Source organism: Candidatus Nitrohelix vancouverensis (assembly GCA_015698305.1).
GTDB lineage: Bacteria > Nitrospinota > Nitrospinia > Nitrospinales > VA-1 > Nitrohelix > Nitrohelix vancouverensis.
Window position 1 is genome coordinate 1,403,123 of sequence record CP048620.1, and the last position, 26,928, is coordinate 1,430,050.

27 protein-coding genes are annotated in these 26,928 nt (G+C 51.4%); 23 read left to right on the top strand and 4 right to left on the bottom strand.

From position 1 onward, the window contains the following. The first annotated feature begins 126 nt into the window (after nucleotides 1-126). The 4 genes from G3M78_06635 (at nucleotide 127) to G3M78_06650 (ending at nucleotide 4,101) form a co-directional block, all read left to right on the top strand. On the top strand, nucleotides 127-1,569 hold the full coding sequence (locus tag G3M78_06635) for a mercuric reductase (protein ID QPJ65080.1): 1,443 nt from the start codon (nucleotides 127-129) through the stop codon (nucleotides 1,567-1,569). Nucleotides 1,570-1,738: 169 nt separating this feature from the next. Further along, a complete protein-coding gene (locus G3M78_06640) occupies nucleotides 1,739-2,374 on the top strand; it encodes a peroxiredoxin (GenBank protein QPJ65081.1) in 636 nt (211 codons plus the stop codon). 116 nt (nucleotides 2,375-2,490) lie between these two features. Further along, nucleotides 2,491-3,321 carry a hypothetical protein gene (locus tag G3M78_06645; GenBank protein QPJ65082.1) on the top strand — a complete coding sequence of 277 codons (831 nt, stop codon included), beginning with the start codon at nucleotides 2,491-2,493 and terminating at the stop codon, nucleotides 3,319-3,321. Nucleotides 3,322-3,333: 12 nt separating this feature from the next. Then, the gene (locus tag G3M78_06650) at nucleotides 3,334-4,101 is read left to right on the top strand and encodes an SDR family oxidoreductase (GenBank protein QPJ66791.1); all 768 of its coding nucleotides are present in this window, start codon (nucleotides 3,334-3,336) and stop codon (nucleotides 4,099-4,101) included. Between the two features lie 102 nt (nucleotides 4,102-4,203). On the opposite strand, the gene G3M78_06655 is transcribed toward G3M78_06650, so the two are convergent. Further along, nucleotides 4,204-4,950 carry a hypothetical protein gene (locus tag G3M78_06655; GenBank protein ID QPJ65083.1) on the bottom strand — a complete coding sequence of 249 codons (747 nt, stop codon included), beginning with the start codon at nucleotides 4,948-4,950 and terminating at the stop codon, nucleotides 4,204-4,206. 180 nt (nucleotides 4,951-5,130) lie between these two features. Here G3M78_06655 and G3M78_06660 point away from each other — a divergent pair, with 180 nt between their 5' ends. Continuing rightward, nucleotides 5,131-5,787: a hypothetical protein gene (locus G3M78_06660; GenBank protein ID QPJ65084.1), complete on the top strand. Its 657-nt coding sequence runs from the start codon at nucleotides 5,131-5,133 to the stop codon at nucleotides 5,785-5,787. A gap of 28 nt (nucleotides 5,788-5,815) precedes the next feature. Here G3M78_06660 and rfbC read toward each other — a convergent pair whose 3' ends face one another. Next, the gene (gene rfbC / locus G3M78_06665) at nucleotides 5,816-6,343 is read right to left on the bottom strand and encodes a dTDP-4-dehydrorhamnose 3,5-epimerase (protein ID QPJ65085.1); all 528 of its coding nucleotides are present in this window, start codon (nucleotides 6,341-6,343) and stop codon (nucleotides 5,816-5,818) included. A gap of 190 nt (nucleotides 6,344-6,533) precedes the next feature. On the opposite strand from rfbC, the gene hisA reads away from it, so the two are divergent. Both hisA and hisF read left to right on the top strand, forming a co-directional pair. Next, on the top strand, nucleotides 6,534-7,268 hold the full coding sequence (gene hisA, locus G3M78_06670; GenBank protein QPJ65086.1) for a 1-(5-phosphoribosyl)-5-[(5-phosphoribosylamino)methylideneamino]imidazole-4-carboxamide isomerase: 735 nt from the start codon (nucleotides 6,534-6,536) through the stop codon (nucleotides 7,266-7,268). A 36-nt stretch (nucleotides 7,269-7,304) separates the two neighbouring features. Beyond that, on the top strand, nucleotides 7,305-8,144 hold the full coding sequence (gene hisF / locus G3M78_06675) for an imidazole glycerol phosphate synthase subunit HisF (GenBank protein ID QPJ65087.1): 840 nt from the start codon (nucleotides 7,305-7,307) through the stop codon (nucleotides 8,142-8,144). Nucleotides 8,145-8,171: 27 nt separating this feature from the next. On the opposite strand, the gene G3M78_06680 is transcribed toward hisF, so the two are convergent. Beyond that, nucleotides 8,172-9,107 (bottom strand): LD-carboxypeptidase, encoded by a 936-nt coding sequence (locus G3M78_06680; protein ID QPJ65088.1) that lies wholly within the window; start codon nucleotides 9,105-9,107, stop codon nucleotides 8,172-8,174. A 24-nt stretch (nucleotides 9,108-9,131) separates the two neighbouring features. Here G3M78_06680 and G3M78_06685 point away from each other — a divergent pair, with 24 nt between their 5' ends. The 8 genes from G3M78_06685 to G3M78_06720 all read left to right on the top strand — a co-directional run bounded on the left by G3M78_06685 (nucleotide 9,132) and on the right by G3M78_06720 (nucleotide 15,992). Further along, on the top strand, nucleotides 9,132-9,887 hold the full coding sequence (locus G3M78_06685) for an NTP transferase domain-containing protein (GenBank protein ID QPJ65089.1): 756 nt from the start codon (nucleotides 9,132-9,134) through the stop codon (nucleotides 9,885-9,887). 252 nt (nucleotides 9,888-10,139) lie between these two features. Further along, entirely contained in the window at nucleotides 10,140-10,997 is an 858-nt protein-coding gene (locus G3M78_06690) for a flagellin FliC (protein ID QPJ65090.1), read from the top strand. Between the two features lie 44 nt (nucleotides 10,998-11,041). Then, nucleotides 11,042-11,890, top strand: coding sequence for a flagellin FliC (locus G3M78_06695; GenBank protein ID QPJ65091.1), 849 nt, complete (start codon nucleotides 11,042-11,044; stop codon nucleotides 11,888-11,890). A gap of 337 nt (nucleotides 11,891-12,227) precedes the next feature. Next, nucleotides 12,228-13,085 carry a flagellin FliC gene (locus G3M78_06700; GenBank protein ID QPJ65092.1) on the top strand — a complete coding sequence of 286 codons (858 nt, stop codon included), beginning with the start codon at nucleotides 12,228-12,230 and terminating at the stop codon, nucleotides 13,083-13,085. Between the two features lie 93 nt (nucleotides 13,086-13,178). Next, nucleotides 13,179-13,517, top strand: a complete 339-nt coding sequence (locus G3M78_06705; GenBank protein ID QPJ65093.1) for a flagellar protein FlaG — start codon at nucleotides 13,179-13,181, stop codon at nucleotides 13,515-13,517. Between the two features lie 382 nt (nucleotides 13,518-13,899). Further along, nucleotides 13,900-14,757 carry a flagellin FliC gene (locus tag G3M78_06710; GenBank protein ID QPJ65094.1) on the top strand — a complete coding sequence of 286 codons (858 nt, stop codon included), beginning with the start codon at nucleotides 13,900-13,902 and terminating at the stop codon, nucleotides 14,755-14,757. A gap of 121 nt (nucleotides 14,758-14,878) precedes the next feature. Continuing rightward, complete coding sequence (locus G3M78_06715; protein ID QPJ65095.1) at nucleotides 14,879-15,730, top strand: flagellin FliC; 852 nt, start codon at nucleotides 14,879-14,881, stop codon at nucleotides 15,728-15,730. 61 nt (nucleotides 15,731-15,791) lie between these two features. Further along, entirely contained in the window at nucleotides 15,792-15,992 is a 201-nt protein-coding gene (locus G3M78_06720) for a hypothetical protein (protein QPJ65096.1), read from the top strand. Nucleotides 15,993-16,163: 171 nt separating this feature from the next. On the opposite strand, the gene G3M78_06725 is transcribed toward G3M78_06720, so the two are convergent. Further along, nucleotides 16,164-17,777 (bottom strand): response regulator, encoded by a 1,614-nt coding sequence (locus tag G3M78_06725; GenBank protein QPJ65097.1) that lies wholly within the window; start codon nucleotides 17,775-17,777, stop codon nucleotides 16,164-16,166. Between the two features lie 238 nt (nucleotides 17,778-18,015). On the opposite strand from G3M78_06725, the gene G3M78_06730 reads away from it, so the two are divergent. The 8 genes from G3M78_06730 (at nucleotide 18,016) to G3M78_06765 (ending at nucleotide 26,880) form a co-directional block, all read left to right on the top strand. After that, nucleotides 18,016-19,053 carry a Gfo/Idh/MocA family oxidoreductase gene (locus tag G3M78_06730; GenBank protein ID QPJ65098.1) on the top strand — a complete coding sequence of 346 codons (1,038 nt, stop codon included), beginning with the start codon at nucleotides 18,016-18,018 and terminating at the stop codon, nucleotides 19,051-19,053. Continuing rightward, nucleotides 19,050-19,679, top strand: coding sequence for a hypothetical protein (locus tag G3M78_06735; protein ID QPJ65099.1), 630 nt, complete (start codon nucleotides 19,050-19,052; stop codon nucleotides 19,677-19,679). The genes G3M78_06730 and G3M78_06735 overlap by 4 nt, the downstream gene beginning before the upstream one ends. Before the next feature lie 165 nt (nucleotides 19,680-19,844). Further along, nucleotides 19,845-20,783 (top strand): ATP-binding cassette domain-containing protein, encoded by a 939-nt coding sequence (locus tag G3M78_06740; GenBank protein QPJ65100.1) that lies wholly within the window; start codon nucleotides 19,845-19,847, stop codon nucleotides 20,781-20,783. Then, nucleotides 20,780-21,547, top strand: a complete 768-nt coding sequence (locus G3M78_06745; protein QPJ65101.1) for an ABC transporter permease subunit — start codon at nucleotides 20,780-20,782, stop codon at nucleotides 21,545-21,547. Before G3M78_06740 ends, G3M78_06745 begins: the two co-directional genes overlap by 4 nt. A gap of 4 nt (nucleotides 21,548-21,551) precedes the next feature. After that, nucleotides 21,552-23,111: a GldG family protein gene (locus tag G3M78_06750; GenBank protein ID QPJ65102.1), complete on the top strand. Its 1,560-nt coding sequence runs from the start codon at nucleotides 21,552-21,554 to the stop codon at nucleotides 23,109-23,111. A gap of 6 nt (nucleotides 23,112-23,117) precedes the next feature. Then, a complete protein-coding gene (locus G3M78_06755) occupies nucleotides 23,118-24,863 on the top strand; it encodes a DUF4340 domain-containing protein (protein ID QPJ65103.1) in 1,746 nt (581 codons plus the stop codon). A 735-nt stretch (nucleotides 24,864-25,598) separates the two neighbouring features. After that, complete coding sequence (gene dut / locus G3M78_06760) at nucleotides 25,599-26,027, top strand: dUTP diphosphatase (GenBank protein QPJ65104.1); 429 nt, start codon at nucleotides 25,599-25,601, stop codon at nucleotides 26,025-26,027. Nucleotides 26,028-26,187: 160 nt separating this feature from the next. Then, nucleotides 26,188-26,880, top strand: a complete 693-nt coding sequence (locus tag G3M78_06765) for a NifU family protein (protein QPJ65105.1) — start codon at nucleotides 26,188-26,190, stop codon at nucleotides 26,878-26,880. Nucleotides 26,881-26,928: the final 48 nt, after the last annotated feature.

Here is a 26,928-nt window from a genome sequence, read left to right on the forward strand (position 1 = left end):
CCAGAATACGATTCGAGCCGCAGGCGATTTGCGTTGTAAGATTTTGCTTCGATACGCGACCTAATTGCAGTCTTGTTGTTGTGAGATAAAATAATCGTATGCGATCTGAATCGAGAGGGGAACGGGATGGCTAAATTTGACTACAACGTGGTTGTCATTGGCGGCGGATCGGCGGGTCTGGTGTCGTCTTATATTTGCGCCGCCGTCAAGGCGAAGGTGGCCTTGATCGAGAAAAACAAGATGGGCGGCGATTGCCTGAACACCGGTTGCGTGCCGAGCAAGGCGCTGATCCGGACTTCAAAAATCCTGTCTTATATTCGAAATCATGAACGCTACGGCATTCGTTCGGCAAGCGCCGAATTTGAATTTTCCGATGTCATGGATCGGGTTCGTCAGGTCATTGGCAGGATAGAACCGCATGACAGTGTTGAACGTTACCAGAAGCTGGGCGTGGATTGTTATCAGAACGCCGCAAAAATTCTTTCTCCCAACGAGGTGCGGGTCGGCGACCGCGTGTTGACGACTAAAAATATCATTGTCGCCACGGGAGCGGGGCCTGCGATTCCCAACATACCCGGTCTGGATCAAGTGGATTTTTTGACCACCGACACGATATGGAATTTGCGCGAATTGCCCAAACGCCTGGTCATCGCGGGCGGCGGTCCGATAGGGAGCGAGTTGACGCAATGCTTTGCGCGCCTGGGCAGCCAGGTCACGCAAGTGGAAATGATGCCTGAGCTTTTGAATCGGGAAGACCCGGATGTGGGCGCCCGTATACATCAGCAATTCGTGAGCGAAGGCGTGGATGTTCGCGTCAACACCCGGTGTAAGGAAATCAAGGTGGAGAACGGTCAAGCCGTCATGCTCGTCGAGAAAGACGGCGTCGAAGATCGCATTCCCTTTGATAAAGTTTTGGTGGCGGTGGGGCGCTCGGCAAATTCCAAAGGATTCGGTCTTGAGGAATTGGGAGTTCGCCTGACGGCGCGCGGCACGATTGAAGTGGACGACTATCTGCGCACCACGACTCATACCAATATTTACGCCTGCGGCGATGTGGCCGGGCCTTTTCAGTTCACTCACACCGCCGCTCATCAGGCCTGGTATTGCGCCGTCAACGCATTGTTCAGTCCCTTGAAAAAATTCAAGGTGGACTACAGCGTCATCCCCTGGTGCACCTTCACCGACCCCGAAGCGGCGCGCGTCGGCTTGAACGAGACCGAAGCGAAAGCGCAGGGCATTCCCTATGAAACAACAGTTTATCCGATAGATGATCTCGATCGAGCCATCGCCGACAGCGAAGATCATGGCTGGGTGAAAGTGTTGACCACGCCGGGAAAAGATCGAATTCTGGGGGTGACCATCGTCGGCTATCACGCGGGCGATTTGATCGCCGAATACGTGGCGGCAATGAAAGGCGGCTACGGCTTGAACCGCATTCTGTCCACCATCCATATATATCCCACCATGGCTGAAGCGAATAAATTCGCGGCAGGGGTCTGGAAGAAGGCTCACGCGCCGGAGAACTTGTTGAAATGGGTGGCCAGATTCCATCAATGGAGAAGGGGTTGAGAGGCCCGTTAGGCGGGTAAAATCAAACGGATTTCTTTTCCCTATCAAACTGGAGATTTATGATATAATCCGTCCATCACTACAGAGAATATGTCGTGGATTTGATTTCGTTCTTCACGACTTAAAGCTAAAGATTTTTTCGGCAACCTTTTTTGAAAGGGAAGAAACTATGGGATTACGATTAGGAGATGAAGCTCCAAATTTTACGGCTGAATCGAGCGAAGGAACGATTGATTTACATACCTATTTGAGCGGCGGATGGGGTGTTTTGTTTTCTCACCCGAAGGACTACACGCCGGTGTGCACGACCGAGTTGGGTCGTGTTGCCAATTTGAAGCCGGAATTTGAAAAACGCGGCGTCAAGGTTCTGGCCTTGAGCGTGGACCCGGTCGATTCGCATCGCGGCTGGATCAACGACATCAATGAAACGCAAAACTGCTCGGTCAACTATCCGATCATTGCCGATCCGGATAGAAAAGTCGCTGAGATGTACGACATGATTCATCCAAACGCTCTGGATAATCTTACGGTTCGCACGGTGTTCATTATTGGCCCGGACAAGAAAATCAAATTGATGCTGACCTATCCGGCGTCTACCGGTCGCAATTTTGATGAAATCCTGCGCGTGATTGATTCCTTGCAGTTGACCGCAAACCACAGCGTGGCGACCCCGGTGGATTGGAAATACGGCGAGGATTGCGTTGTGGTCCCGGCGATTAAAACGGAAGATATTCCGGCTAAATTTCCGAAGGGATTCAAGGAAGTCAAACCTTATCTGCGCATGACCCCGCAACCAGACATTTAAACACAGCCCCGCGTAGGGCGGCGCGTCGCAAGTCGCGTTATTCAGGAAAGAGGACGGGGCGAGCGATCGCCCCGTTTTTTTTATCTCAAATGGAAAATGAAATTACAGACAAACGCATGAACTCTCTGCTTCGTTTGCTGGACGATCGCGACGCCTCGGTGCGCGGGAAAATCCGCGACGAGCTGGTTGCCAGCGGAGAAGACGCGACGCCCTTTCTTGAAATCGCCGCGCTTTCGGAAAATCCCGTGTTGAGGAAGGAGGCGCTGAGCATTTTGGAAGCCTTGTTGCCGATAAAAACGGAAACCCGACTGCGCGAACTGGGGGCCTCCGCCGAAAAAGAAACAGACCTGGAAAGAGGCGTCTGCATTATCATGCAGTTCGGCTATCCCATGGCGAAAGATTCGATCGTGAGCGACGCTCTGGACAGCCTTGCCAGCGAGTTCAGCTCCCAGTTGCCGGAGCAAGCGTCTCAAAAAGAAATGGCGCAACGCCTGCTGAATTTTCTGTTCGTCGAGAAAGGCTTCAAGGGCAATGATGCGGATTATATGAACCCGGACAATAGTTTTATAAACAAGGTGCTCGAGGATAAACTGGGTATCCCCATCAGCCTGTCGGTGTTGTGTGTTCTGGTCGGTCAACGTTTGAAGCTTCCCATCGTGGGCGTGGGCTTGCCGGGTCACTATATTGTCAAATACGCGTCTTTGACAGAGCCGTTGTACTTTGATCCCTTTCACGATGGGAGACAGCTCACGGTCGATGAGTGTCGCGGCATTGTCGAGCGCATGGGCTACAAATTTGAGGAGTACCATTTGGGGCAGGCCACGCACAGAGAAACTCTTATGCGGATGTTGAACAATTTGATCCACACCTACTTCAATCGTCAAATGGAAGACAAGGCGCATCAGGTTGAAAATCTGTTGAAGGCGTTGGTGGGAGCCAAAGACTAACCGTCGGAATGAATTATGGAATCTAAAACGATCGTTGTGACAGGGGCTGGATCAGGCATTGGTCGGGCCATTTCCGCCTTGCTGGCAAAGCAGGGGCATACTTTGATCTTGCTGGGACGACGCGAGATGGCGTTGCTGGACACCCTCTCAGGTTGCGAGAACAGGGAACGGCATAAAAGTTTTTCCTGCGATATTCGAAAGCCGGAGGAAATTCGGACAGCGCTGAAAGAAAGCGGGGTTTCTTCGCTTTATGGCGTGGTGGTCAATGCCGGTGTTGGCGGCGAAAATCATTACGGCGCCGAAGACGCCTGGCAGGAAATCATTGATATCAATCTGACGGGAAGTTACAACACCGTTTCTGAATGCCTGCCCTTGCTGAAAAAAGAGCCGGACGCTTACAAGCGAATCGTTTTCATGTCTTCGATTCTGGCGCGTTTAGGCGTTCCCGGTTATTCGGCCTACTGCGCGTCCAAGGCGGGTCTGTTGGGTTTGATGCGTTCGCTCGCGGCGGAATTAGCCAACGATAAAATTCTCGTGAACGCGATCTGTCCGGGCTGGGTCGATACGGCGATGTCGCAGGAAGGATTGCAGGGATTTGCCGACGCCCTGCAAATCACCTTGCCGGAAGCGCGCGAAAAAGCGATGAGCGTGGTGCCTCTCGGGAAAATGTCCACGCCTGAAGAAATTGCGGCGATGACCGCATTCCTCATGTCAGAGCAACAAAGCTCGATCACCGGTCAAACGCTGGACGTCAACAACGGCGCGTTGATGCCTACCTGAAGAATAATAATTTCGTAAAATAATAAAATGAAGGCGGGAGTCGACCGTTTCTTTGCCCATCAGGGTGGTTGCGGGCAAAGAAAACGATGTCAGTCGTAGACGCTAGACTGCGACGGATTCCGGAGGAACCGAAGTGGTATCGGGAGTGTCGGGAAACTCTTCCTTCACTGTGCTCAAAGGTTCAAGCACCGCTCCGAATTGTTTGCGTATGAACGCCAACAAATCGCCGAGCGAACGAAGGATCGATTCCGTAGCTGCCGATTGGGCCGCCTGGTTGCGGAATTGGGCGTCTGCAACAGCGCTGGCGAGAGACTGAAGGTCGCGGACCTGAGATAAATCAGGGCCGCCGTCAACTTCAGAACCTTCCAGCACATCCAGATCGCTCGCCGTTTCTGGGTAAGAAGCGCTCTGCACCGTAGCGGTTCGAGTCACTGTTTTTTCCAGAACGAGAGTCAATTCATTCACGACGCCAAGAGATTTTGCAAGATCCGTTGCGATGGCTTCCTCATCCAGTTCCGCATTGTTGAAAAACTGTTCAACGATGGGCGCGACTTTACTGGACAATTCCTGAATGGCGGCCAATTCCTCATCGTTCAAGTCACCCTGGATTTCCAGCGCATACTGGGCGGCCGCGGCGGCTTCTACTGAAATTGCAGAGACCGTTGAATCGGAATCGCCGGTTCCCTGTGTTTGGGTTTCGCCAAAGTATTCAGCATTCTGAAACGATAAAGTCACAACGTCGCCTTCTTGCGTTTTCAACTCCAGCTCCGACGAAAAAAATGTTTCGATGGAGTGGCTTACCTGCTTTGAATCCGTGTTTGGGTTGTATGCTGTGATTTCTGCTAACATGTTTTTTTACCCTCTCGGGTCCTCTTTTTTTCTTGATAGTTTATTTATCGGGAAATCAAAAAAAAAACATTAGTAAAAAAAAGGGTTGCTTAAAAATATATAACTATTTATAAATAAACGAATAAGTCGATCTAGCTGAAAAACCGAAGAATTTTTTTTAAAAAAACGATAGCCGCAAATATGCCAAAGGATACAGAAACAGCCAAACCCGCCGATGAACTGGATAGCTTGCGCCAGGCCTTGTTGCGAAAGATTGTGAAATACGCTCGCGATAACATCGACCTGAACAACGATACGCTGGTGGAGGAGTTGGAAAAAGAAACGCGATCTCAATTCGAGAAGATCATCAGCGTTTGCAAAGAAGCGGCGGCGGGAGCGCCTGCTAAAAAGCGCATCAAGAGAAAAGATAGGATGTTGCGCAAGGACCACATCAGCCGTTTTTTTCTGCGATACATCGAGAATCAACTGCGAAAGACCGGAGTCCATCACAGTTTGATTGCGGTCTTCGCCAATTCAGTTCACTACCTGGCGGATGAGACGCAGATCTTGCAATGGACGGAAAAGATCAATCGACTGATGGAGTTTGGCGGTAAAAAAGGCGCCGACTACGACACCATCCTCGATAGCAAACCGGGCAAGATGATCACTGAAGAAATCATGGCGGTGTATAAAAAAGAGATGAGCAAGTCTTCCGGTTTCGAGAAGAAATTGAAAAACAATCTGGATGAAGCCTTGGTGAAAAACTTCAATCCCGATGTGGATGGCGAAATGAATATAGAAGATGAAGTGAACCGATCCTTCAAGGAATTTGTCAAACTCCTGCAAGCCAAACGCTGAGAGCGCACCCCCCCTCCTTCTTTACCTTTTACAAATCTTTCAACAGCGGAAATTCCAGATCCTTTTCAGACAGGACCGGGTTTTCAATCGGCCAGTCAATCCCGATCTCCGGGTCGTTCCACACAATCCCGCCCTCGCCGCCTGGGGAATAGTAATCCGAGCATTTGTATAAAAATTCGGCTTCCTCGCTGAGCACGCAGAATCCATGCGCGAAATCTTTGGGGATGTACATTTGCAGTTGATTCTCAGCAGAAATTCGGGCGCCGAACCATTTGCCAAAGTTGGGCGAATCTTTTCGAATATCCACCGCAACGTCGAACACTTCGCCGCGCACAACGCGCACCAGCTTGGCCTGCGGTTTGTCGATCTGGAAGTGCAGGCCGCGCAAGACGTTTTTGCGTGAGTAAGAATGATTGTCCTGAACGAAATCATCCATGATTCCCAGCGCCTCGTATTTGCGTTTCGAAAAACTTTCGTAGAGGTGGCCTCGGCTGTCTTTGAAGATGCGAGGTTCGATGAGCAAGACTCCGTCCAGAGTGGTGGCGATTTGTTTCATGTTTGGATGCAAGGGTTAGAAATTTATGAATGCCTAAAGTAGCTTGAAAAATATATACCGAATTGTACAGAGGGTCAAAAGATTCGCCGGGAGCGGTTGACGGCGATATTTTGAGGCGAAGAAATGAATTTTGGTCCTGAGGCTTGATTTTGGTATGATCCGCTATCTGGAATCCACTTTCGAGGAGATAATGAAGATCATTCCCGCAGTTGATATTAAAGGAGGCCGATGCGTGCGCCTTGTGCAGGGGAAGGCCGACCGGGAAACCGTGTACTCGGACGATCCCGTCGCGATGGCGGAACGTTGGGATGAAGAAGGCGCGAGCCTGATCCATGTGGTCGATCTGGACGGCGCGTTCGACGGAGAACCGGCGAACGCGGAATCCATTAAAAATATTGTGTATCACAGCTCGGCAGATATTCAGGTGGGCGGCGGCATTCGAACTCTCGCCGCCATCGAATCCTATCTCAAGGCCGGAGTGTATCAGGTGATTTTGGGAACCATCGCGCAAAAAGACCCGGCCTTTGTGGAACAGGCCTGTAAAGAATTTCCGGGACGCATCACTGTGGGCATCGACGCCAAAAATGGCATGGTTGCTGTGAAGGGATGGGTGGAGGTGTCGGAACGTTCGGCGGCGGACCTGGCGACCGAACTCAAGGCCAAGGGCGTGGACCGTTTCATATTCACCGACATCAGCCGCGACGGCATGCTCGAAGGCCCTAATCTGGAAAGCATCCGCGCCTTCGCGGGCGCCGTAAAAGCTCCGGTGATCGCCTCCGGCGGCGTAGGCTCGCTCAAGGATATCGAAGATTTGCTCAAGCTGGAAGGCGAGGGCGTGATCGGCGTGATCGTTGGCAAGGCGCTGTACGACAATACTCTCACCTATCAGGACGCCAATCGCCTGGCCAATCAGGAGCAGGGATGAGGTCGCCGTGTACGAACTTCGGGAGAAATAAAAATCATGCTGGCTAAACGCATCATCCCCTGTCTCGATGTCAAGGACGGGCGCGTCGTCAAGGGCGTCAACTTTGTGAATCTGGTGGACGCCGGGGACCCCGTCGCCATCGCCGAGGCTTACGAGCGCGAGGGCGCCGACGAGTTGGTGTTTCTGGACATCACCGCGTCGCACGAGAAACGCGGCATTATTCTGGATGTGGTGAAAAAAACGGCGGAGAAAGTTTTCATGCCGCTGACCGTTGGCGGCGGCGTGCGCACTCTCGACGACATTCGCAATTTGTTGAACTCCGGAGCGGACAAGGTCGCGATCAACACCGCCGCCGTGCACGATCCGGATTTTGTTCAACAAGCGGCGTTGCGCTTTGGCAGTCAATGCATCGTCGTCGCCGTCGATGCGCGACAGGTCAAGGAGAACGAAGCTCCCCCGGAAGAGCCTATCGACTGGAAAGAGCGCTATCCGGATTTATTGTTGACGGGAAGCGAGCCGGAACCGGCCTGGCAGGTGTTCACGCACGGCGGAAGAAAACCTACCGGCATCGACGCCGTCAAATGGACCAAACAAATGCAGACCTTCGGAGCGGGCGAAATCCTGCTGACCAGCATGGATCGCGACGGCACCAAGTCGGGATACGATCTGCCTCTCAATCGCGCCGTTTCCGAATTGCTGGAGATTCCCGTCATCGCCTCAGGTGGCGCCGGAACGTTGGAACATTTGTATGAAGGTTTTCAGGAAGGAAAAGCCGACGCGATGCTGGCGGCTTCGATTTTTCACTTCAAGGAATTCACCATCGCCGAAACCAAGAACTACCTTTTCTCTAAAGGCATTCTGGTTCGCCCCGCCTGAACGCTGTTCAAATCGCTAATGAAGAAATCAGGAAACGCCGCAGGACTCGATGTCGAGAGTCCGCTTTGTCGCGTCCAGCGTTGCTCGTACGCCAAAGGGAACGGTCCACATTTCATCGCCGTGTCCGATCGGCGCGTTGTATAGAACGGGGATGGAATATTCTGCGAAGGCTTCTCTGAAAATATCTTCAAGCGGTCCGTCGCCTTTATAAGAGGGTTTGCAACGGATCATCTCGCCGAGAACGACGCCTTTAATTTTTTTGAATTTTCCCGCCTGCTTGAGTTGGCAGAGCATGGCGTCCAGTTTGTAGTAAGGCTCGCCGACGTCTTCAATGAACAGAATTTTATTTTGCGTCTGGATTTCGTAGGGCGTTCTTAGAGAACGTATGAGCAGGGACAAACAGCCTCCGGCGAGTTCCCCTTCCGCTTGTCCGGGAACCAGGGTTTGAGTTTGTCGCGATGCCAGCTTCAATGCCTTGCGATCGCCCATGAGCATTTGCGCGAATTGTTTTTTGGATTTTTTCATGGCGTCTCTGCCAAAACTGCCCGCCGCCATGGGACCGTGAAAACTGACCAGCGAGCATTTCTGATTCAGAAAAATATGCAGGGCGGTGATGTCGCTGGAACCGACAAACACTTTCGGGTTTTCCCGGATCACTCGCGAGGTGAGCAGGGGCAGGATTCGATTGGAACCGTAACCGCCGCGCGCACAGACGATGCCCTTGATCTCCGGGTTGGAGAACATGGTCATGAGGTCGAAAGCGCGTTCATGATCTTCTCCAGCCATGGTGCGTTTGCGTTTGCTCAGATGTTCGCCCAGCGCCAGTTTGAAACCCATCCGCTTCAAGACCGCCAGTCCCTTGGTCAATTCCTCTTCTTTAGTGACGCCCGCGGGCGCGATGACGCCGATGCAATCGCCTTTTTTCAATTTTTTGGGTTGGATTAATGGTAAGGTTTTAGCCATTGAAAGTCAGCGTTGAGTGAATTCGTGAATAAAGAAAACAATAAAATCGGCGCCGTTATCCAGGCAAGAATGGGGTCGACAAGGCGACCGGGGAAATCGTTGTATCCCTTTGCCGGGCGACCCATGATAGAACATATCGTTCGAAGGATTCAACTGATTCCCGGTCTGGACCTCGTCGCGCTGGCGATTCCCGATTTGCAATCGGAGCAAGCTCTGGTGGATGCGGTGAGCGCTACCGGCGTGCGCATCATTCAGGGGCCGGAAGACGACGTGCTGGAACGCTATGTGATGGCGGGCGATGCGCTGAGTCTTACCCATATTGCGCGCATTTGCGGCGATTGTCCCTGGGTGGATCTTGAATTGGCGGAGCGCTTGATTGAAAGTCATCTGGCGACGGGCGCCGACTTCAGCGCGTCAGCCGATCCGGTTCCTTTGGGAAGCGGATTGGAAATCATCAAGCTGGACGCTCTGAAAGCCGCCGCCCGCGAAAGTTTCGAACCCTACCATAAAGAACATGTCGCCCCCTTCATCATAGAGCGGCCTGAGCGCTTTCATTTGAACTGGATGCCGGCGCCGCAATACCTCGCTCATAAAGAATGCCGTTTGACCGTCGACACCGAAGAAGATTTGCAGTTTCAGGATCGATTGTGCGCCGAATTGACCACAAGCCCCCTGTATGCGCAGAGCGTTGAATCGATCCTTTCCCTTCTCGAATCTCGCCCCGACCTGTTGCAGATCAATGCAACGATCCCACAAAAAGACTGGCGAAAAGAAAAGTAAGAATTTTTTTTATTTCGCTCAAGTTTAAAGATTTTCCTCCGTTACTGTCAATTAAGGGGGGTTGCACCCCCGCAAGATTGAACTTTTAAAAACGATTTGCAACAGGATAGAAAATGGCCTGAACAGCTATAAGCCAGGCGCAAGAACTGGCAAGCGGAGTTGTCGGAAGCCGCTAAAAGCAAAACCGACAGGGGCGCAGTAACGAATTAAAAGTAAATAATAGTTTCTAACTCTTTGGTGGAGGATTAGGAGATGCCTGTACGTATTTTTAACAACATACCCTCGCTTAACGCCCAGCGTCTGCTGGGTATCAACAACGATCGTTTATCCCAGTCGGTAGAACGCATCTCATCCGGTATCCGCATCAACCGCGGCGCCGACGATGCGGCGGGCCTTGCAATTTCGGAAGGACTGCGATCCGACATCCGCGCGCTGAGGCAAGCGGTGCGAAACGCGAACGACGGAATCTCGCTCATCAACGTAACGGAAGGCGCGCTCAACGAGCAGGGCAGTATCCTGATTCGTCTTCGCGAGCTGGCCTCCCAGGCGTCGACCGGTACCGTAGGATCGACGGAGCGCGCGACCATTCAACTTGAGTTCAACCAGCTCCGCAATGAATTGGATCGTATTGCGGTAACGACAGAGTTCAACGGACAGGGTCTGGTCGACGGCTCGCTTGCGTCCACGGTCAGCTCTGCAAACCACATTCTGATTCAGGTGGGTCTGGACAACAGCGCGAACAGCCGCATCAATCTGAATCAACAGATCGATCTGGCCGCGGTCTCGCAAACCAGTCTCAGCATCGATACGCTTGCAGTATCAACTGCCGCCGCGGCTCTGACGGCATTGAATTCGATCAACACCGCGATCACCACAGTCACGCAGAACCGAGGTAAGGTGGGCGCCGTGCAGAACCGTTTGTCTCGATCCATTGCCAGTCTGGGCGTTACCATTGAAAACCTCACGGCGGCGGAATCTTCAATTCGAGACGCAGACATCGCTGAAGAGGTGGCCTTGTTGACTCGAAACCAGATTCTGGTGCAAGCGTCGACAGCGATGGTGGGACAGGCCAATCTGATCCCGCAATCGGTATTGCAACTGCTCGCATAATAATGCCAGGCGCCTGACAGCGTCGTTCAAGAAACGAGGGGAATATGCCAGTTCGAGTCTTTACAAATATTTCATCGATCAATGCCCAGAGAAATCTGGGCTTGAATGAATCGCGCACCGCGAAGTCAATTCGAGCCATTTCACAAGGCTCTCGGATAGAAAGCGCGGCGGACGATATTGGCGGCGTGGTTCTTTCAGATCGACTGCGTTCGGACATTGGCGCCTTGAGGCAAGCGGGAAGAAACACCGAAGACGGTATCTCCATGATAAGAACCGCAGAAGCCGCTCTTGCGGTTCAGGGAACTATCTTGATACGTCTGCGTGAACTGGCGGCGCAAGCCGCCAATGGCGCGATCGGTTCTGCGGAACGTCGCACTCTTGAAATCGAGTTTTCCCAGCAACGCAATGAAATTGACCGCATTGCCGGGGCGGCTCAATTTAACGGGATATCCCTGTTGAACGGTAATTTGTCGGCGTCTTCCGGTTTGAATATTTCGATCCAGGTGGGAATTGGCGCAACGGACGATAACCGGATCAACCTGAACACGGAACTTGATTTAGAAAATAACGATAGCGCTAATCTTGGCATTTCGACCGTTTCTGTTGCGAACGCCGAATCTGCGTTGACGGCGCTGGCGGCGGTGGAATCAGCGCTTCAATCCATCTCGCAAACGCGCGGACAGGTTGGGGCGCTCCAAAACCGTCTGGGTCGCACCTTATCCAACCTGCATGTGTCTGTGGAAAATATTTCGGCGGCGGAGTCGACCATACGCGACGCCGACATCGCGGAAGAGATTGCCTTGTTGACGCGCAATCAAATGCTGACCCAGGCGGCAACGGCCATGGTCAGTCAAAGCAATTTGTCGACTCAAAATATTTTATCTATCTTTTAATTCCCCCTTCTTAATCTTCCTGTAATAAGCGATAAGCGCTTTGTTTGAAAGCGCGTTCAGCAATATTCCTTCCTCATTGACTTCAATAGCGTCTCCCCCTGCGAAAACTTTTTTCAAGTTTGTCGCTAAAGAAAATTGATCCGCTTCCGATACGCCTCATTAAGCACGATTGTCTTTTAATTTTATTTAAAAAACAGCACAGGAGGGCCAATCGCAGTAATCAGTCTAACAGCGAAGAAATGGATTCTTCGCTGAAGGGTTAAAAGCTTGGAGGCTTTGGTTCTGGCTTGGAGGCCGGAACAATAACCCGAACCCATCAAATCATGGAGGATTTAAAATGCCAGTTCGTATCTTCAATAATATTGCTTCGCTCAACGCCCAGAGATTTTTGGGCATCAACAACGACCGTTTGGCGGCATCTGTAGAACGTATCTCATCCGGTATCCGCATCAACCGCGGCGCCGACGATGCGGCAGGCCTTGCGATTTCGGAAGGATTACGATCCGACATCCGCGCTCTTCGACAGGCTGTCCGAAACGCCAACGACGGTATTTCCCTCATCAATACAACGGAAGGCGCGCTCAACGAGCAGGCGGGTATTCTCATCCGTCTTCGTGAATTGGCGTCGCAAGCCGCAACCGGTACGGTTGGTTCCACGGAACGACAGACGATTCAATTGGAGTTCAACGCGCTCCGAAACGAAATCGATCGTATCGCGAATACCACTGAGTTTAACGGTCAGAAGCTGGTGGATGGGGCTCTTGCATCAACAGTTACGGCCAACAGTCAGATTTTTATTCAGATCGGTCTGGACAGCAACTCGAACAGTCGAATCAATCTCAATCAACAGATTGATTTGCAGTCGATCACTCAAACGGGCCTGAGCATTGATTCGTTGGTGGTGAGTACTGCGGCAGGGGCGCTGACCGCTCTGGACACCATCAACACGGCATTGACCACGGTCACGCAGGGCCGCGGTAAAGTGGGTGCGGTGCAAAACCGATTGGTGCGTTCCATCGCCAACCTGGGCGTAACGGTAGAGAACTTGTCCTCTGCAGAATCTTCGATTCGAGACGCTGACATCGCGGAAGAAATCGCCTTGTTGACGCGAAACCAGATTCTGGTGCAGGCATCTACTGCAATGGTGGGTCAAGCGAACTTGATTCCACAATCCGTACTGCAGTTGCTCGGCTAATCGTCTGATTCTGGTTCCGGGTCTTGAGAATCAGGCCCGGAACCGGATCGACATTAGTTGAATGATGCAGGCATCTTTTTAAAGGGGCTTATCATGTCTATCGACATACATTTGGATCCGGCAAAAGTAAGGCCCAAAGCCAGGTTGAACGTCGCGCCTTCGAAGGAGATCAGTAAAAACGAGGCGGTCGACGTCGTGAAAAAGAATCGCTTGGAGACCGAAGAAGCGCCGCCCAAAGCGGTGGACTCCGCTTCGAAGGTGTCGAGCCATTCCTTGGATTACCTGGTGTCGGAAGAAACTCGTCAGGTGGTGGTTAAAGTGGTGGATGAGGACTCGGGAGAAACGATCAAGCAAATTCCCGATGAAGACCATTTGCAATTAGCCAAGCGAATTGCAGATTTTAGAGAACGCCATTTTGATATCGAGGCCTGACAGAATTTTCATTTGGGTCTTTCAGTAAATCAAACGGTTTAAGAAAAAGCGCCTCGCGAGGGGCGCTTTTTTTATTTGTCCCAACCTTTTCAACGCTCTCCGCATAATTCAAGCCCATTCCTTCTCATCTGCCTGAAGAATTCTTTATGTTTTTTTGTTAATTTGCAAAAAAAGAGTAAAGGAATTTTTTTGATTTCCCGATACGACATTCAACCGAAGGATTTTGAGGATAAGAATCCCGGTCGCATGGCGCAGGCCATGAATGCAGTTCCAACGGAGGTCGTTTTCTAAGATTACAGACAGTTAGTTGTATGAACGCGTTCAGCAAGGATGCTGAACAGGGCTCACAGTCAATTCCATTTATCAAGGAGGATAAGGAAAAATGCCCATTAGAATTTTTAACAACATACCCTCGTTGAATGCTCAGAGAATTTTGGGCATCAACAACGACCGTTTGTCTCAATCGGTCGAAAGAATTTCCTCAGGTATCCGGATCAATCGGGGCGCCGACGACGCGGCAGGTTTGGCTATTTCAGAAGCGTTGCGGTCCGACATTCGAGCGTTGCGTCAGGCGGTACGAAACGCCAACGACGGTATTTCCCTCATCAACGTGACAGAGGGCGCCTTGAATGAACAATCCGGAATTCTCATCCGGCTCAGGGAGCTTGCATCCCAGGCGGCCACAGGAACGGTCGGTTCCACGGAGCGTCAAACGATTCAGTTGGAGTTCAACGCGCTCCGAAGCGAAATCGACCGTATCGCCAACACCACTGAATTCAACGGTCAGAAACTGGTTGACGGTTCGCTTGCATCCGGCGTGGGTTCGAGCAGTCAGATTCTCATTCAGGTGGGCATCGACGCGACGGTCAACAGCCGAATCAATTTGAATACGGAGGTGAACCTGACGTCCATCACGCAAACGGGTCTGGGCATCGACGCCTTGTCGGTCACGACGGCGGCGGCGGCTTTGACGGCGTTGGATACCATGAACACGGCGATCTCTCTGGTAACGCAGGGTCGCGGTAAAGTGGGCGCGGTGCAAAACCGCTTGGTGAGAACGATCGGCAACTTGTCGATCACCGTGGAAAATCTCTCAGCCGCAGAATCGGCGATCCGCGATGCGGACATCGCTGAAGAAGTGGCTTTGTTAACTCGAAACCAAATCCTGGTGCAAGCGGCGACCGCCATGGTGGGTCAGGCTAATCTGATTCCCCAGTCGGTACTCCAGCTTCTCCAGTAATCCCACATGAAAAGATTCGTGATTGATTTCATGCAAATTGATTGCAACCGAACATTGGCAGGGAAGCTAATGGTTGATCGATTGAAAATTCGGTTAATTACTTTTCAGGGAGGAAAAGAGAATGGCTCTTAGAATATTTACAAATTTATCTTCATTGAATGCTCAAAAATCATTAGAGAGCAGTCGTCTCAAGCTGGGTGGGTCGATATCCCGTATTGCTTCGGGACAGCGCATCACCAACAGTTCGGATGATGGGGCAGGTTTGTCCATCTCAGAGAGATTGAACTCTGATGTTAGAACTTTAAAACAAGGCGCCCGGAATGTGAACGATGGTCTGGCGTTGGTCAACGCGGCAGAAGGCGCGCTTGGCGAACAGTCTTCCATTCTCATTCGATTGCGGGAGCTGGCGTCTCAGGCGGCCACGGGAACGATCGGTCAAACGGAACGCGAAACATTGAATCTGGAGTTTCGGGCCTTGCGATCCGAGCTGGATCGAATCGCCAATACGACGGAATTCAATGGCCGTAAGCTGGTTGATGGTTCGCTGGCGGCGGGTAATCCGAGCGAATTGATTTTGCAGGTCGGCCTGGATTCCAACGATGCAAGCCGATTCAATTTGAATCAGGAAATTGATCTCACTGCGGTGACTGCGGCGTCTCTGGGAATCGACGATGACTCGATATCTTCCGGCGCGGCGGCGTTGACGGCGCTTGGCGCGTTGAGCAATGCGATCGACAGCTTGATTGAAGTACGCGGACGCGTGGGCGCGGTGACGAATCGCTTGTCGCACTCTCTCAATAATCTGAATTCTTCCATTGAGAATTTGACGTCGGCAGTTTCCACGATTCGCGATGCGGATCTGGCGGATGAGGTGGCTCAATTGACAAGGAATCAGATTCTCGTGCAAGCGGGATCGGCGATGATTGGACAGGCCAATTTGATTCCGCAGTCGGTGCTGACCTTACTGCAATAACTTTTAAATAAAGGCGCGAGAATAGAAGTCTCCCGCCAATACCATATATAAGGAGAAGACCATGTTAACGATTTTCCCAAAAGCTTTTTCACTGGGTTTTGCGGCCAAAGGCGCTCATGTCGAGTCGGACTTCAGCTCTCTGGATCCTCATTGGGCGGGAGGATGGACGGAGCAAGGCATGTCTTTCGTTGATGAAACGGATACGAGCGTTGTTCTACAGACACAGGATGGCCCGCTGGCAGATGGAAGAACCGCTTCCTGACTGCACCCAAAAAAAGCGAGGAACTGAGAAACTGACCGATATGCTGGAAAGTCAACGCGACTGGAGGTCGCAAACTTTCCTCTACTGGCGCGGAGGCGATACAAGCCGGTAGGATCTTCATTAACGGGGACTCGTTCGAGTCCCCGATTTTCGCGTTTCGGCAGATTGAAATTATTCGATGGGCAGGGTGATGCTGAAGGTAGAACCTTTATCCTTTTCACTGGTCACCTGAATATCGCCGCCCATCAGTTCGAGAAAGCGCTTGACGATCGCAAGGCCGATCCCCACTCCTGGAATCGCAACGTTGTTTTCTGGCAGTCTGTAGAAAGGGTGGAAGATCGTTTCAATCTTATCCTGGGGAATTCCGGGGCCGCAATCTGTGACGGTGATAGTTGCCCTCCCGTCATCGGTCGCTTCATAATCAAAAATCAGATCGCCGCCATCCTTGTTGTATTTCACTCCATTGGTCGCCAGGTTGATGAGAATTTGAATCAAACGGTTTCTGTCGCATTTCACCCAGCAGGCGCCTTCCATCTTCTCCAGTCTGTTTTCAATACGTAGCTTCTTTTTTTCAGCGGAAGGAAGGATCATTGGAATGATGCTTTCATTGATAGTTTCCTTCACATCTATTTTTTGAATGACCATTGGAATCTGTCCAGATTCCATTTTGCCAAAATCCAGAACATCGTCGATCAGTTTTAATAAATGATCCGCCGCATCATGAATGTGTTGGACGGTCACTTGTTGCGATTCCGATAGCGTCTCCGACTCCATTTCCAAAACCTGGGTGAAGCCGAGGACCGCGTTCATGGGGGTTCTCAATTCATGACTCATTTTCGCCAGGAATTCAGACTTGGTCTGGCTGGCTCTGTTTGCGGTTTCAATCGCCTGCTCCAGGTGCTGGGTGCGTTCTGACACAAGCCCTTCGAGTTCGGCTTTCGACTTTTCCAACTGTCTGTTCCATTCGTCCATTTGTTTGTGAAGTTTACGAATGACGAGATGGGAGTGAACTCTGGACAGCACTTCCTTATCATGAAATGGTTTTGCAATGTAATCAACGCAACCCAGCGAAAAACCGCGCGCGATATATTCGGGTGAATTGAGCGCTGAAATAAAAATAACCGGAATGTTTTGAGTCTCGGGTCGTTGTTTCAGCCATTCGCAAAATTCGAAACCGTTGAGACCCGGCATCATGATATCGAGCAGTATCAGATCCGGTAGCGTGCGTTCCACCAGCTTTTGGGCGATGGTTGCGCTGGGCGCGGCGAGGATGTCGACTTTCTCCTGTCTCAGTATTTCCTTGACGATATCGATGTTGGTCGCGATATCGTCAACGATCAGCACTTTCGCTTTGGAAAGATCGGTTTTAATTTCGGAATAGAGAAGGCGAACGCGAGAGATATTGTCTCTCAGGCTGAGGTGAGTTCGGACCCGATTGCGTACTTCCACAGAACTGAAGGGCTTCGAAATGTACTCATCACAGCCCATTGAAAAACCCTTTTTTATATTTTCAGGGTCATTCAGGCTGGTGGTGAATATAATAGGGATGTCGTTGGAATCGGGGCTGGTTTTCAGAGTTTTACAGACCTCGTATCCATCCATTTGCGGTAATATGACATCCAGAAGAATCAGGTTGGGTTTTGTTTTTTTTACGAGTTCGAGCGCTTTCTCGCCATCTGTCGCGGCAATGACGGTGTAGTCGTCTTCCTTGAGCGTTCTTACAAGAAGGTCTATATTTGCAGGTTCATCGTCGACGACGAGAATTTTTTTTTGGTCATTTTTCATAGTGGTATCACTTAAATTTCCTGAGTGATTATCAAAGACCACGCTTCTGTATTACTTTTTTTATGCGTCAATTATATCTGATTTCCTAATAAATTGTAAGAGAAACATAGAGCGGTATTAAATGTTAAACTATTGATGCAACTTTTTAGGTTAGAAATATCATGCTTTTGTAAGTCATTTGCCTTATTTGGCGCTTTGTCAAGCGCGCGAAAATAAATATCGGAAATACAGGGGTTTTATGGGATTGCTCAAAATTGGTTTGATGGGCTGTGGAAGGATTGGAAGTTTGCTCGAAGAGGACCCGCTTCGCGGCAAACCCTGTACGCATGCAGGCGCTTTTGCTTCGTTGCGACAGGTCAAAATTCAGGCGGGAACGGATATCGACGCGGACCGCTTGCGTCGTTTCGGCCAGCGCTGGGGCGTCGACAATCTGTACCGGAGTTATGAAGAAATGTTAGCGCAGGAGCGACTGGACATCGTGTGCATCGCCTCCTGGACGCGTTTGCACGCGCCGATGGTGATGGCGGCGGCTCGCGCGGGAGTGGCCGGGATTTTCTGCGAGAAACCGATCGCACTGGACCCGAAAGAGGGCGCGCGAATGGTGGCGCTTTGCGCACGGAAGAAAATCCCTTTGGTTATCAACCACGAAAGACGCTGGGATCCGCATTACCTGCAGGCGCGAAAATTGATTCAAAAAGGAAAAATCGGAGAAGTGAAAACCATTACGGGCAATGCCTTGAGTTGGCGACCTCCCAAAGCGCCCATAAAAGATCATGGCGGCGGTCCGTTGTTTCACGACGGCACGCATTTGATCGATCTGCTTCTTTACCTCGGCGGTCCGGTGGACTGGGCGTCGGGGGTCGAACGGCGTTCGCATGGAAAGCGTTTTATTGAAGAGACGGCGGCGGGAATGCTGGGCTTCAAAAGCGGAGCGATCGGCTTTGTCGAAGGCGGCGGCGAGAGAAAGTATTTTAATTTTGAACTGGACATCCAGGGAACGGAAGGTCGTTTGCTGATCGGCAACGCGGGTCGGCAATTGTTTGTGACGAAGCGCAGTCGGCGCTTCACGGGCTTTCACGAACTGGAAGCGGTTCCTTTTCCCGAGCCGGCGCGTTATCAAAGCCCTTTCGTGGGCGCGGCAAAGGATATGATACAATGCGTCCGTAACGGCAAACCCAGCCTGTCCAGCGGGAAAGACGCTTTGCAAGCTCTCAAAATCATCTTCACTATCTATCGTTCCGCCCAATTGAAGGGTCGACGTTTGAATATTGAATGAAACCCTCACGCCTGATTGTCGTCGTCTTTTTTTCAATTATAGTAATTTTTATTTCGCTCACGGGCAAAGTGTTCGTCAATGCCGATGCGGAGTTGAGCGCGGCGGAATCGTTCCTTGCCAAGGGCGACACGGAATCGGCGTTATCGCATTTTGATCGCGCCCTGCGCTGGCGCTTGCCGGGTTCTGGTTTTCAAGAGCGATCGGCTCAGGGCATCTGGGATATTGCGACCTTGTATGAAGCGGAGCAGAAGATGGATCGGGCGCTGGCGGCTTATCGCATCTTACGCGCCGGATTTTATTCCACGCGCAGTCTGGGAACACATGGCGAAGACTGGATCGAACGCTGTAATCTGAAAATCGCTTCTCTCATGTTTCCCTCGACAAACGAAACGTCTGCTCTCGATAAAGAAGAAATTTTAAAGCGCCTGCGGCAGGAGAAGCCGCCTTCCAGCATCGGCTCATTTGCGGTTGAACTGGGCTTCTGGGGCTGGGTGAGTAGCGTCTTTGTTTTTCTATTCAGGTCCGTCAGTCGTGAAGGAAAGATAGTCGCGCGCGGCCTGGCTAGTTACGCGGCCTTGTTCCTTGCATTTTATGGAACCTGGTTGTGGGGATTGTTCAACGTGTGAGATTTTTCGCGAAATGAATTAAAAAAAATTAATTGAAACAAAACTTTTTTTTATTGTAACCTTGCCACAAATAGAACATCGTTTTATTTCATCTCCAATGTTTATTTCTTCGTTGCCGTCTGTTGTCATCACAAACCCTTCGTTTTCTGCGATACATTTTTCGACATGATTGAGATTGAAAATCTCACTAAATATTATGGGCCGCGACGCGCGATCAACAATCTGAGTTTTCGGGTTGAACGCGACGAGGTGGTGGGTTTTCTCGGGCCGAACGGCGCGGGCAAGTCCACGACCATGAATATACTGACCGGAATTTTCCCGGCAAGTTCTGGAAGCGCGCGAATTTGCGGACACGACATTGTGGAAGAATCGATGGCGGTGCGCAAGCTCATCGGTTACCTTCCGGAAAATCCGCCGCTCTATCAGGACATGACGGTGACTCGTTATCTGGAGTTCGCCGCGCGCTTGCGTCAGGTTCCCGGTAAAAACATTCGCGCCTCGGTGGAGCGCGCGTTGAGCAAATGTTCTTTGAATTCCGTATCAGGCCGCATCATCGGCCGCTTGTCGAAGGGCTTTCAACAGCGCGTGGGGCTGGCACAGGCCCTGATCCACGATCCTGATATCCTGATCCTTGACGAGCCGACCATCGGGCTGGATCCGATTCAGATCATCGAGATTCGCAAACTGATTCAGGAACTCGCGGCGTCGCACACCATCATTCTCAGCTCGCACATACTCCCGGAGATCACGCAGATTTGCAAACGAGTGATCATTCTGAACGAAGGAGAAATCGCCGCCGTCGATTCGCTGGAAGGTCTGACCTCGTCCCTGCGAAAAAGCGAACGTTTGTTTCTCAAGGTGCGCAAGCATTTCACGGAAGAGATGATCGAATCCCTGAAACGCCTGCCTGGCGCTCTGGCGCTGTTGCAGGACGGCTCTAATGAATTGCGTCTGGATTGCGAATTGAATTCCGATCTGCAAGACGCCATCGCGCGTTTTTGCCTCGATCATTCGCTGGGCATCGTTGAGTTGCGAGCCGAGTCCATGTCGCTTGAGGATATTTTTCTCAAGCTCACTCTGGAAGAAAAGGAGGCGGCGCAATGAAAGCGGCCTGGAGCATTGCAAGGCGCGATGCGGCTTCGTTCTTCACCTCGCCCATTTTTTATGTGGCGACCGCGGTGTTTCTGTTCTTGTACGGTTTTATATTCTTCAATATTCTCAGTTTCTTCAGTTTTCAGAGCGTTCAGGTCATGCAAATGCGCGGGCCGGGCGCGACTCTCAATCTCAACGAGATGGTCGTGGAACCGTCGTTCCACAACATGGCAGTCATTCTTCTGTTGATGATACCCGTCATCACCATGCGCAGTTTCGCGGAAGAGAGGAAGAACAAGACCCTGGCCCTGTTGCTGTCTTCTCCCGTGAGCTTGACGGAAATCGTGCTTGGAAAATTCCTCGCCTGCATGGGAATCGTCGCCATGATGATTCTTCTCTCTTCATTCTCGACTGGATTTTTATTTATTGTTGGCAAGCCGGAGATCGGGCCGATCCTGACGGGCTATTGCGGCGTGCTTCTGATGTCGGCCTGTTATGTGGCGATGGGTCTCTTCGCTTCGTCCCTCACCGACAACCAGATCATCGCCGCGATCATCAGTTTTGGTCTGGCGCTGTTCATGTGGATCATCGGTTGGGCGGCTCAGGCGGTTGGGAGCGGGGCGGGCGAGGTGTTGAACTATTTGTCCATCGTCAATCATATGGATTCGATGGTGAAGGGAATTCTGGACACCAGTGATCTGGTGTATTTTGCGTCGTTCATTTTTTTCGGTTTGTTCATGACCTACCGATTGCTGGAGTCGAACCGATGGAGATAATGCGATGTCGCTGATTTCAATCATCGCCGCATGGAGCGCGCTCTTCATGGGATTGAGCGCTTCCTTCCTGAACTGGATCGCGCCGGATAAAGTCGTGTGGATTTATTCGCTGTTGGGCGGATGCGCTGTGGCGGCCTTGTATTTCCTCATCGCCGAGAGGCGCATTGTTTTGGGCGCGCTCAAATCGCGCTCGGCGACGCATGGCATGAACTCCTTCGCTCTGGTCGCGATCGTTGTGGGAATCCTGGTGTTTGTCAATCTGATCTCGTTGCGTCATAAGAGCCGCATTGATTTGACCGAGGGCGGGTTTTTCACGCTCTCAGAGCAGACGGAAAAGGTGGCGTCGAGTTTGCCGCGCGACGTCAAAATGACGGCATTTTTTCAAACGGAATCGCCTGAGAAAAATCAGTTCAAAAGTCTCGGCGACGGCTATCTGGAACTGAGCGAGAAACTCAGTCTGGACTATGTGGACCCGGACAAAAACCCCGGCGCCACCAAACGCTATGGCGTGACCTCTTATGGCACGATTGTGCTGGAGAGCGGCGGAAAAGAAGCGCGGGTGCAGAATCCTACGGAAGAGAATCTGACCAACGCTCTGATCAAGGTGACCAGCGATCAGCAGAAAACGCTTTATTTTCTTTCCGGTCACGACGAGAAAAGGCTGGACGATCCGGGGCCTGAAGGATACTCCACGATCAAGGCCAGTTTGGAAAAGGATGGATACCAGGTCAAAGAGTTTTCCTTCATGACTGCGCCCTCGGCGCCGGACGATGCAAATTTAATCGTTATTCCGGGGCCAAAACGACCCTTTCAGGAAGCGGAGATCAAGGCCCTCGACGCCTACCTCGAAGGCGGCGGCGCGGTTTTTGTTTTGCTGGACCCGCAACTGCCGACGGGGCTGGAGGATTTTCTTCTGCGTTGGGGCGTGAAAGTGCAAAACGATCTCGTCGTCGATCCCATTTCCAATTTGTTCGGCGGCGATTCGGCGGCTCCGGTAGTCAACACTTACGTGCCGCACGACATCACGAAAAATTTCAGCTTGCCGACAATTTTCCCCTTACTGCGCTCCGTGACGGCGGTGGAACAAGAAGGCTTGCGCTCTGAGGAAATTTTACTGACCGGCGCGAACAGTTGGGCGGAGACGGACGTGCGCGCGGGCAAGGCGCGTTACGACGCGGATGCGGATATCAAAGGCCCGGTGCCGGTGATGGTCGCCGTGACGAAAGACCTCGCGCCAGCGACGGAGGATGCGACGGACGCATCATCTGCAAGTGCGGAGTCTGAGAATATTCCTCAGGCGCGTCTTGCGGTTGTGGGCGATTCTGATTTCGCCGGGAACAATTATTTTAACTTTTCCGGCAATGGAGATTTTTTTCTCAACGCGGCTTCCTATCTGGCGGAAGAACAACGTCTGATATCGATTCGACCGCGTGAACGTAAAAACAATCCGCTTCAATTGACCCGCTCCGAAGGCAATGTCCTGTTTGTTTTTGGAGTGATTCTTTTCCCCGGTTGCGTCGTTGCCGCAGGGATTGCGTCCTGGTGGAAACGACGCCGCTTGTGAGGTCGGATGAAATTTAAATCGACTCTCATACTGGCCTGTGGTCTGGCGGCTCTTGCGGGATATTATTTTTTCATGGAATTGCCTGCGGAGACGAAACGTTTCGAGGCGATGGAGCAGGCTTCGAAAGTCCTTCCCTTCGACCCCGCCAAAATTCAAGGCATTCGCCTCAAACATAAAGATCAGACGCTTGAGGTGTCCCGCCAGAAAGATGACTGGACGATGGACGCGCCTGTAAAGACTCTGGCGGATTCCGATGCGATACGCGGTTTTCTGTCGCGTTTGGACGCGATAAAATATTCCCGCATTGTCGAAGAGGCGGCAGACGATCTTTCCGCATTCGGTCTCGATGCGCCTTCGCTCACCATTGAATTGGAGCGGAGCGATGCAGACGCTCTGGTTTTACGAGTTGGCGACGACGCGCCGATGAATAACGGCCTGTATCTGTCAACCGGGACGCCGCAGGTTTATCTCGCGCGTGTGGGAAGAGAGGAGCTGGCCAAAACAGCGTTTGATTTGCGCGACAAGACGCCGCTGAGATTTGAAGTGGATTCCATCACCGCCGTGACCCTCGAACGCGAAGGCGAGGTCGTCAATCTCGTCAAACAGGGCGAAGACTGGTTGCTGAAACAGGAAGCGACCCTGAAGGCGGATCCCGGAGAAGTTCAAAATTATTTGAACCATGTCCGCTTCCTGAAGATCAAGTCCTTTGTCGAGGAAGCTCCGAGCGATTTACAAGCTTACGGATTGAAGACTCCCTATTTGCGTTTGGCCTTGCGGGCCGGAAAAGACGGAACGCCCTTGTATTTTGACCTCGGCAAAGAAGACGGCGCGAGCGGACGCCACGCAAGAACCAGCGATGCGGATCGCGTGTTTAGGATCTCGCAGGCCGACGCAGGGCGGATGACGCGCCACGCCGCCAGCTTTCTGGATAAAACATTGTTTCGCGGCAAAATCGAAACCACTTCGCGCATTGAGATTCAGAGCGGAGACGACGCCATTCTTTTATCCAGAGACGCAGAGAACAAATCGCCCTGGCGCATTGAATCCCCGATTCAATCCGGCGCTGATCCCACCACGCTCAACAGCTTGCTCGCCGATTTGCGAGAAGCGCGGGTTCATGAATTTTTGCAAACGCTGGAAAACGATCCCGCCTTGTACGGGTTGAACGCTCCAGAGAAACGTTTGAAAGTCCAAATAGAAAATAAAGAATGGTCGCTGGCGTTGGGGAGGGCCGATGGGCAGGGCGCTTTCTATGCTCAACGCGAAGGCGAAGACGCCGTCTTCACGCTTTCGAAGGACTGGGTGGAAAAATTATTTCGATCGCTATACAGCCTGCGCGATAAGAAAATCGTACATTTTGAAACCGATAAGGTGAGTCGCATTCAGATCGAATATCCCGACAGCGCGTTTGAAATGGAGAGAAGCGGAGATGAATGGAACTTGAAACAACCCGAAGTCCTTTCGAATATCAAAGCCTTCCTTGGCAACGAAGTGTTGTGGACGCTCAAAACCATGGAGTTTGAATCAGTATCGGAGACAAAGGCAGAGGATGCCCTGTTTGAAAAGCCAGCGGCGCGTATCGCCCTCTGGGGCGCCAATGGAGAAATGGTGGAGACGCTTCTATTGGCAAAGTCGGACTTGCCCGAGCGAATGCTTGCGAAAGTCGAGTCCGAACCAGGCCTGCGTTTTGAGCTGAAGAAAATGTATTTTGACGAATTACCCCGCGATGGAAAGAAATTCCGAAATCAGTAAAATTGTTCTATTAATCGGAATATTAATGCTTTAGGGAGGAGTCCTGTTCCTGGCTCGGAAAAACACTGAGAACTACTTCATATAGATTCTTTGTCAAGCGCAGAATACAGCATGTTGTGGGGCGCCATTCCCGTACATTTAATTGGGTTTGTAAAATATTGAAAATATGCGTTTTATTTAAAAAGCACAGACGCTGTACTTTTAATTGTTGACAGCTACTATATGTAGTGGTATTTTCACATCCATTATACAAGATAAAGGAATTAGTGTATTCTTACCACTGAGCATAAAAATACGGAATAAGGAGAACAATTCCTCTTCTTCAAAAAATTCGAAAAGTCAAACTCTCCAATGGCGGGTTACTATAAAGAGGGTTTTCGTGGGTGGTTAGATGGTGTGTCCTAAAGCTTACGGTTTGGAATCGAACGGCCTGTGGGATGCATTAGGTTTTACCCCTTCCAAATCCCCCACATGCACTGAGCGCCGGCCGAATCCTCGTAGTTCCTAAATATCGGCTGTAGAGTTCCTTCCAAGCGGCGTCCCACGAAAGCTCTTACGCTGCAGAACCTGGTTCTTGCAGGGTAGTAACCCGCTTCCTCTTTCCGAAGCAGATCCGCGCCCCCATTATTGTTTCTTTTCCATCAAAATAAACCCCGAGACGGCTTGCGCCTCGACAGGGCTTCATTTAGTATAGAACATTCAGTTTTGTTTTCTCTTGTCCTTTTGGAGTGAGCTATGGATGCTACGACGAAACTGGTGTGCCCGGTGGAAGGCGAACGCCTTCCCGCTTATTCGCACCCTGGAGACGCTGGAGCCGATTTGCGCGCTGACAACGCTGGCGTGGTGCCCGCGAGAGGGCAAACGCTGGTTTCGACTGGGATTCGTCTCGCCTTACCCGATGGATGCGTGGGGCTGGTCTGGCCGCGAAGCGGGCTGGCCGTCAATCGATCGATCGATTGTGGGGCGGGCGTGATCGATTCGGGCTACCGCGGTGAGATCAGAGTCTTGCTTTTCAATCATTCCGATGCGGATTTCGAATATGAAGCGGGAGACCGCATCGCCCAGTTGCTGGTCGTGAAGTTCGAATCCCTGCTGTTCCGGCAGGTTGACAGTCTGGACGCTACGGGACGGGGAGAAGGCGGTTTTGGATCAACCGACGGTTGATGGGCAGGGTCGATTCACTCCTACATTGAAATTTCGTGAAAACGCGCGTTACTTGTATCGAATAGATGAATCAAAGCGCGCCGTTTTCTATCTAATAGTAAGGGCCATAGGCTCGTTCAGGAATTAAAACAATCTATAGCGATTGCTTCAGGAGAAAGTTATGGGTATCTTTGGCGATTTAATCAAGAAAATTACCGGAGCAGGCAACGGTTCCGCCGGGAATGAAGCGGCTCCGACTGAAACGGTTACGGGTACTGCGAAGCCAGTTTATAAAGTATTGCGCGTGCAACCGACTCCCAATCCGGAGGCGTTTCAGTTCACCCTGGATCAGCGCGCAATTGAAGAAGGCAAGACGAAGACCTTTGACTCTGCGGATGACGCGAAAGGCAATGCCTTCGGCGAGAAAATTTTTCAGATTTTTGGCGTTCAGAATGTTTTTGTGAAGGACGATTTTGTCACCGTCACCAAATCCCCGACTGTGGGATGGTCGACGATCATGGAAAAAATCAACAACGTTCTGGAAGAAAGTTTTGAGTTCCAGACGGTCGCCGATGAGCCGCGCGTTCAAGAAGAAGATTCGATTCTGGATTCATTCGACAAGGAAAACTTCATCAACCTGCCGACGGAAGAAAAGAGCAGAATCATCGAAGCCTTGTTGGACAAGGGCGTTCGCCCGGCCCTGGCTAACGATGGCGGCGGTCTGGAAGTGTTGGCCATCGACGGATCGGTTGTGAAGATTCATTACCAGGGAGCCTGTGGCAGTTGTCCCAGCTCCACGATGGGGACCTTGCAATATATTGAAAGTTTTCTGCGCGACGCCGCGCATCCGGATTTGAGCGTAGAGGCTGGATGATTTTCCGGAAGTGAGCGTTTATCTGGAGAGCCGCTCGCGCGGAGCGGT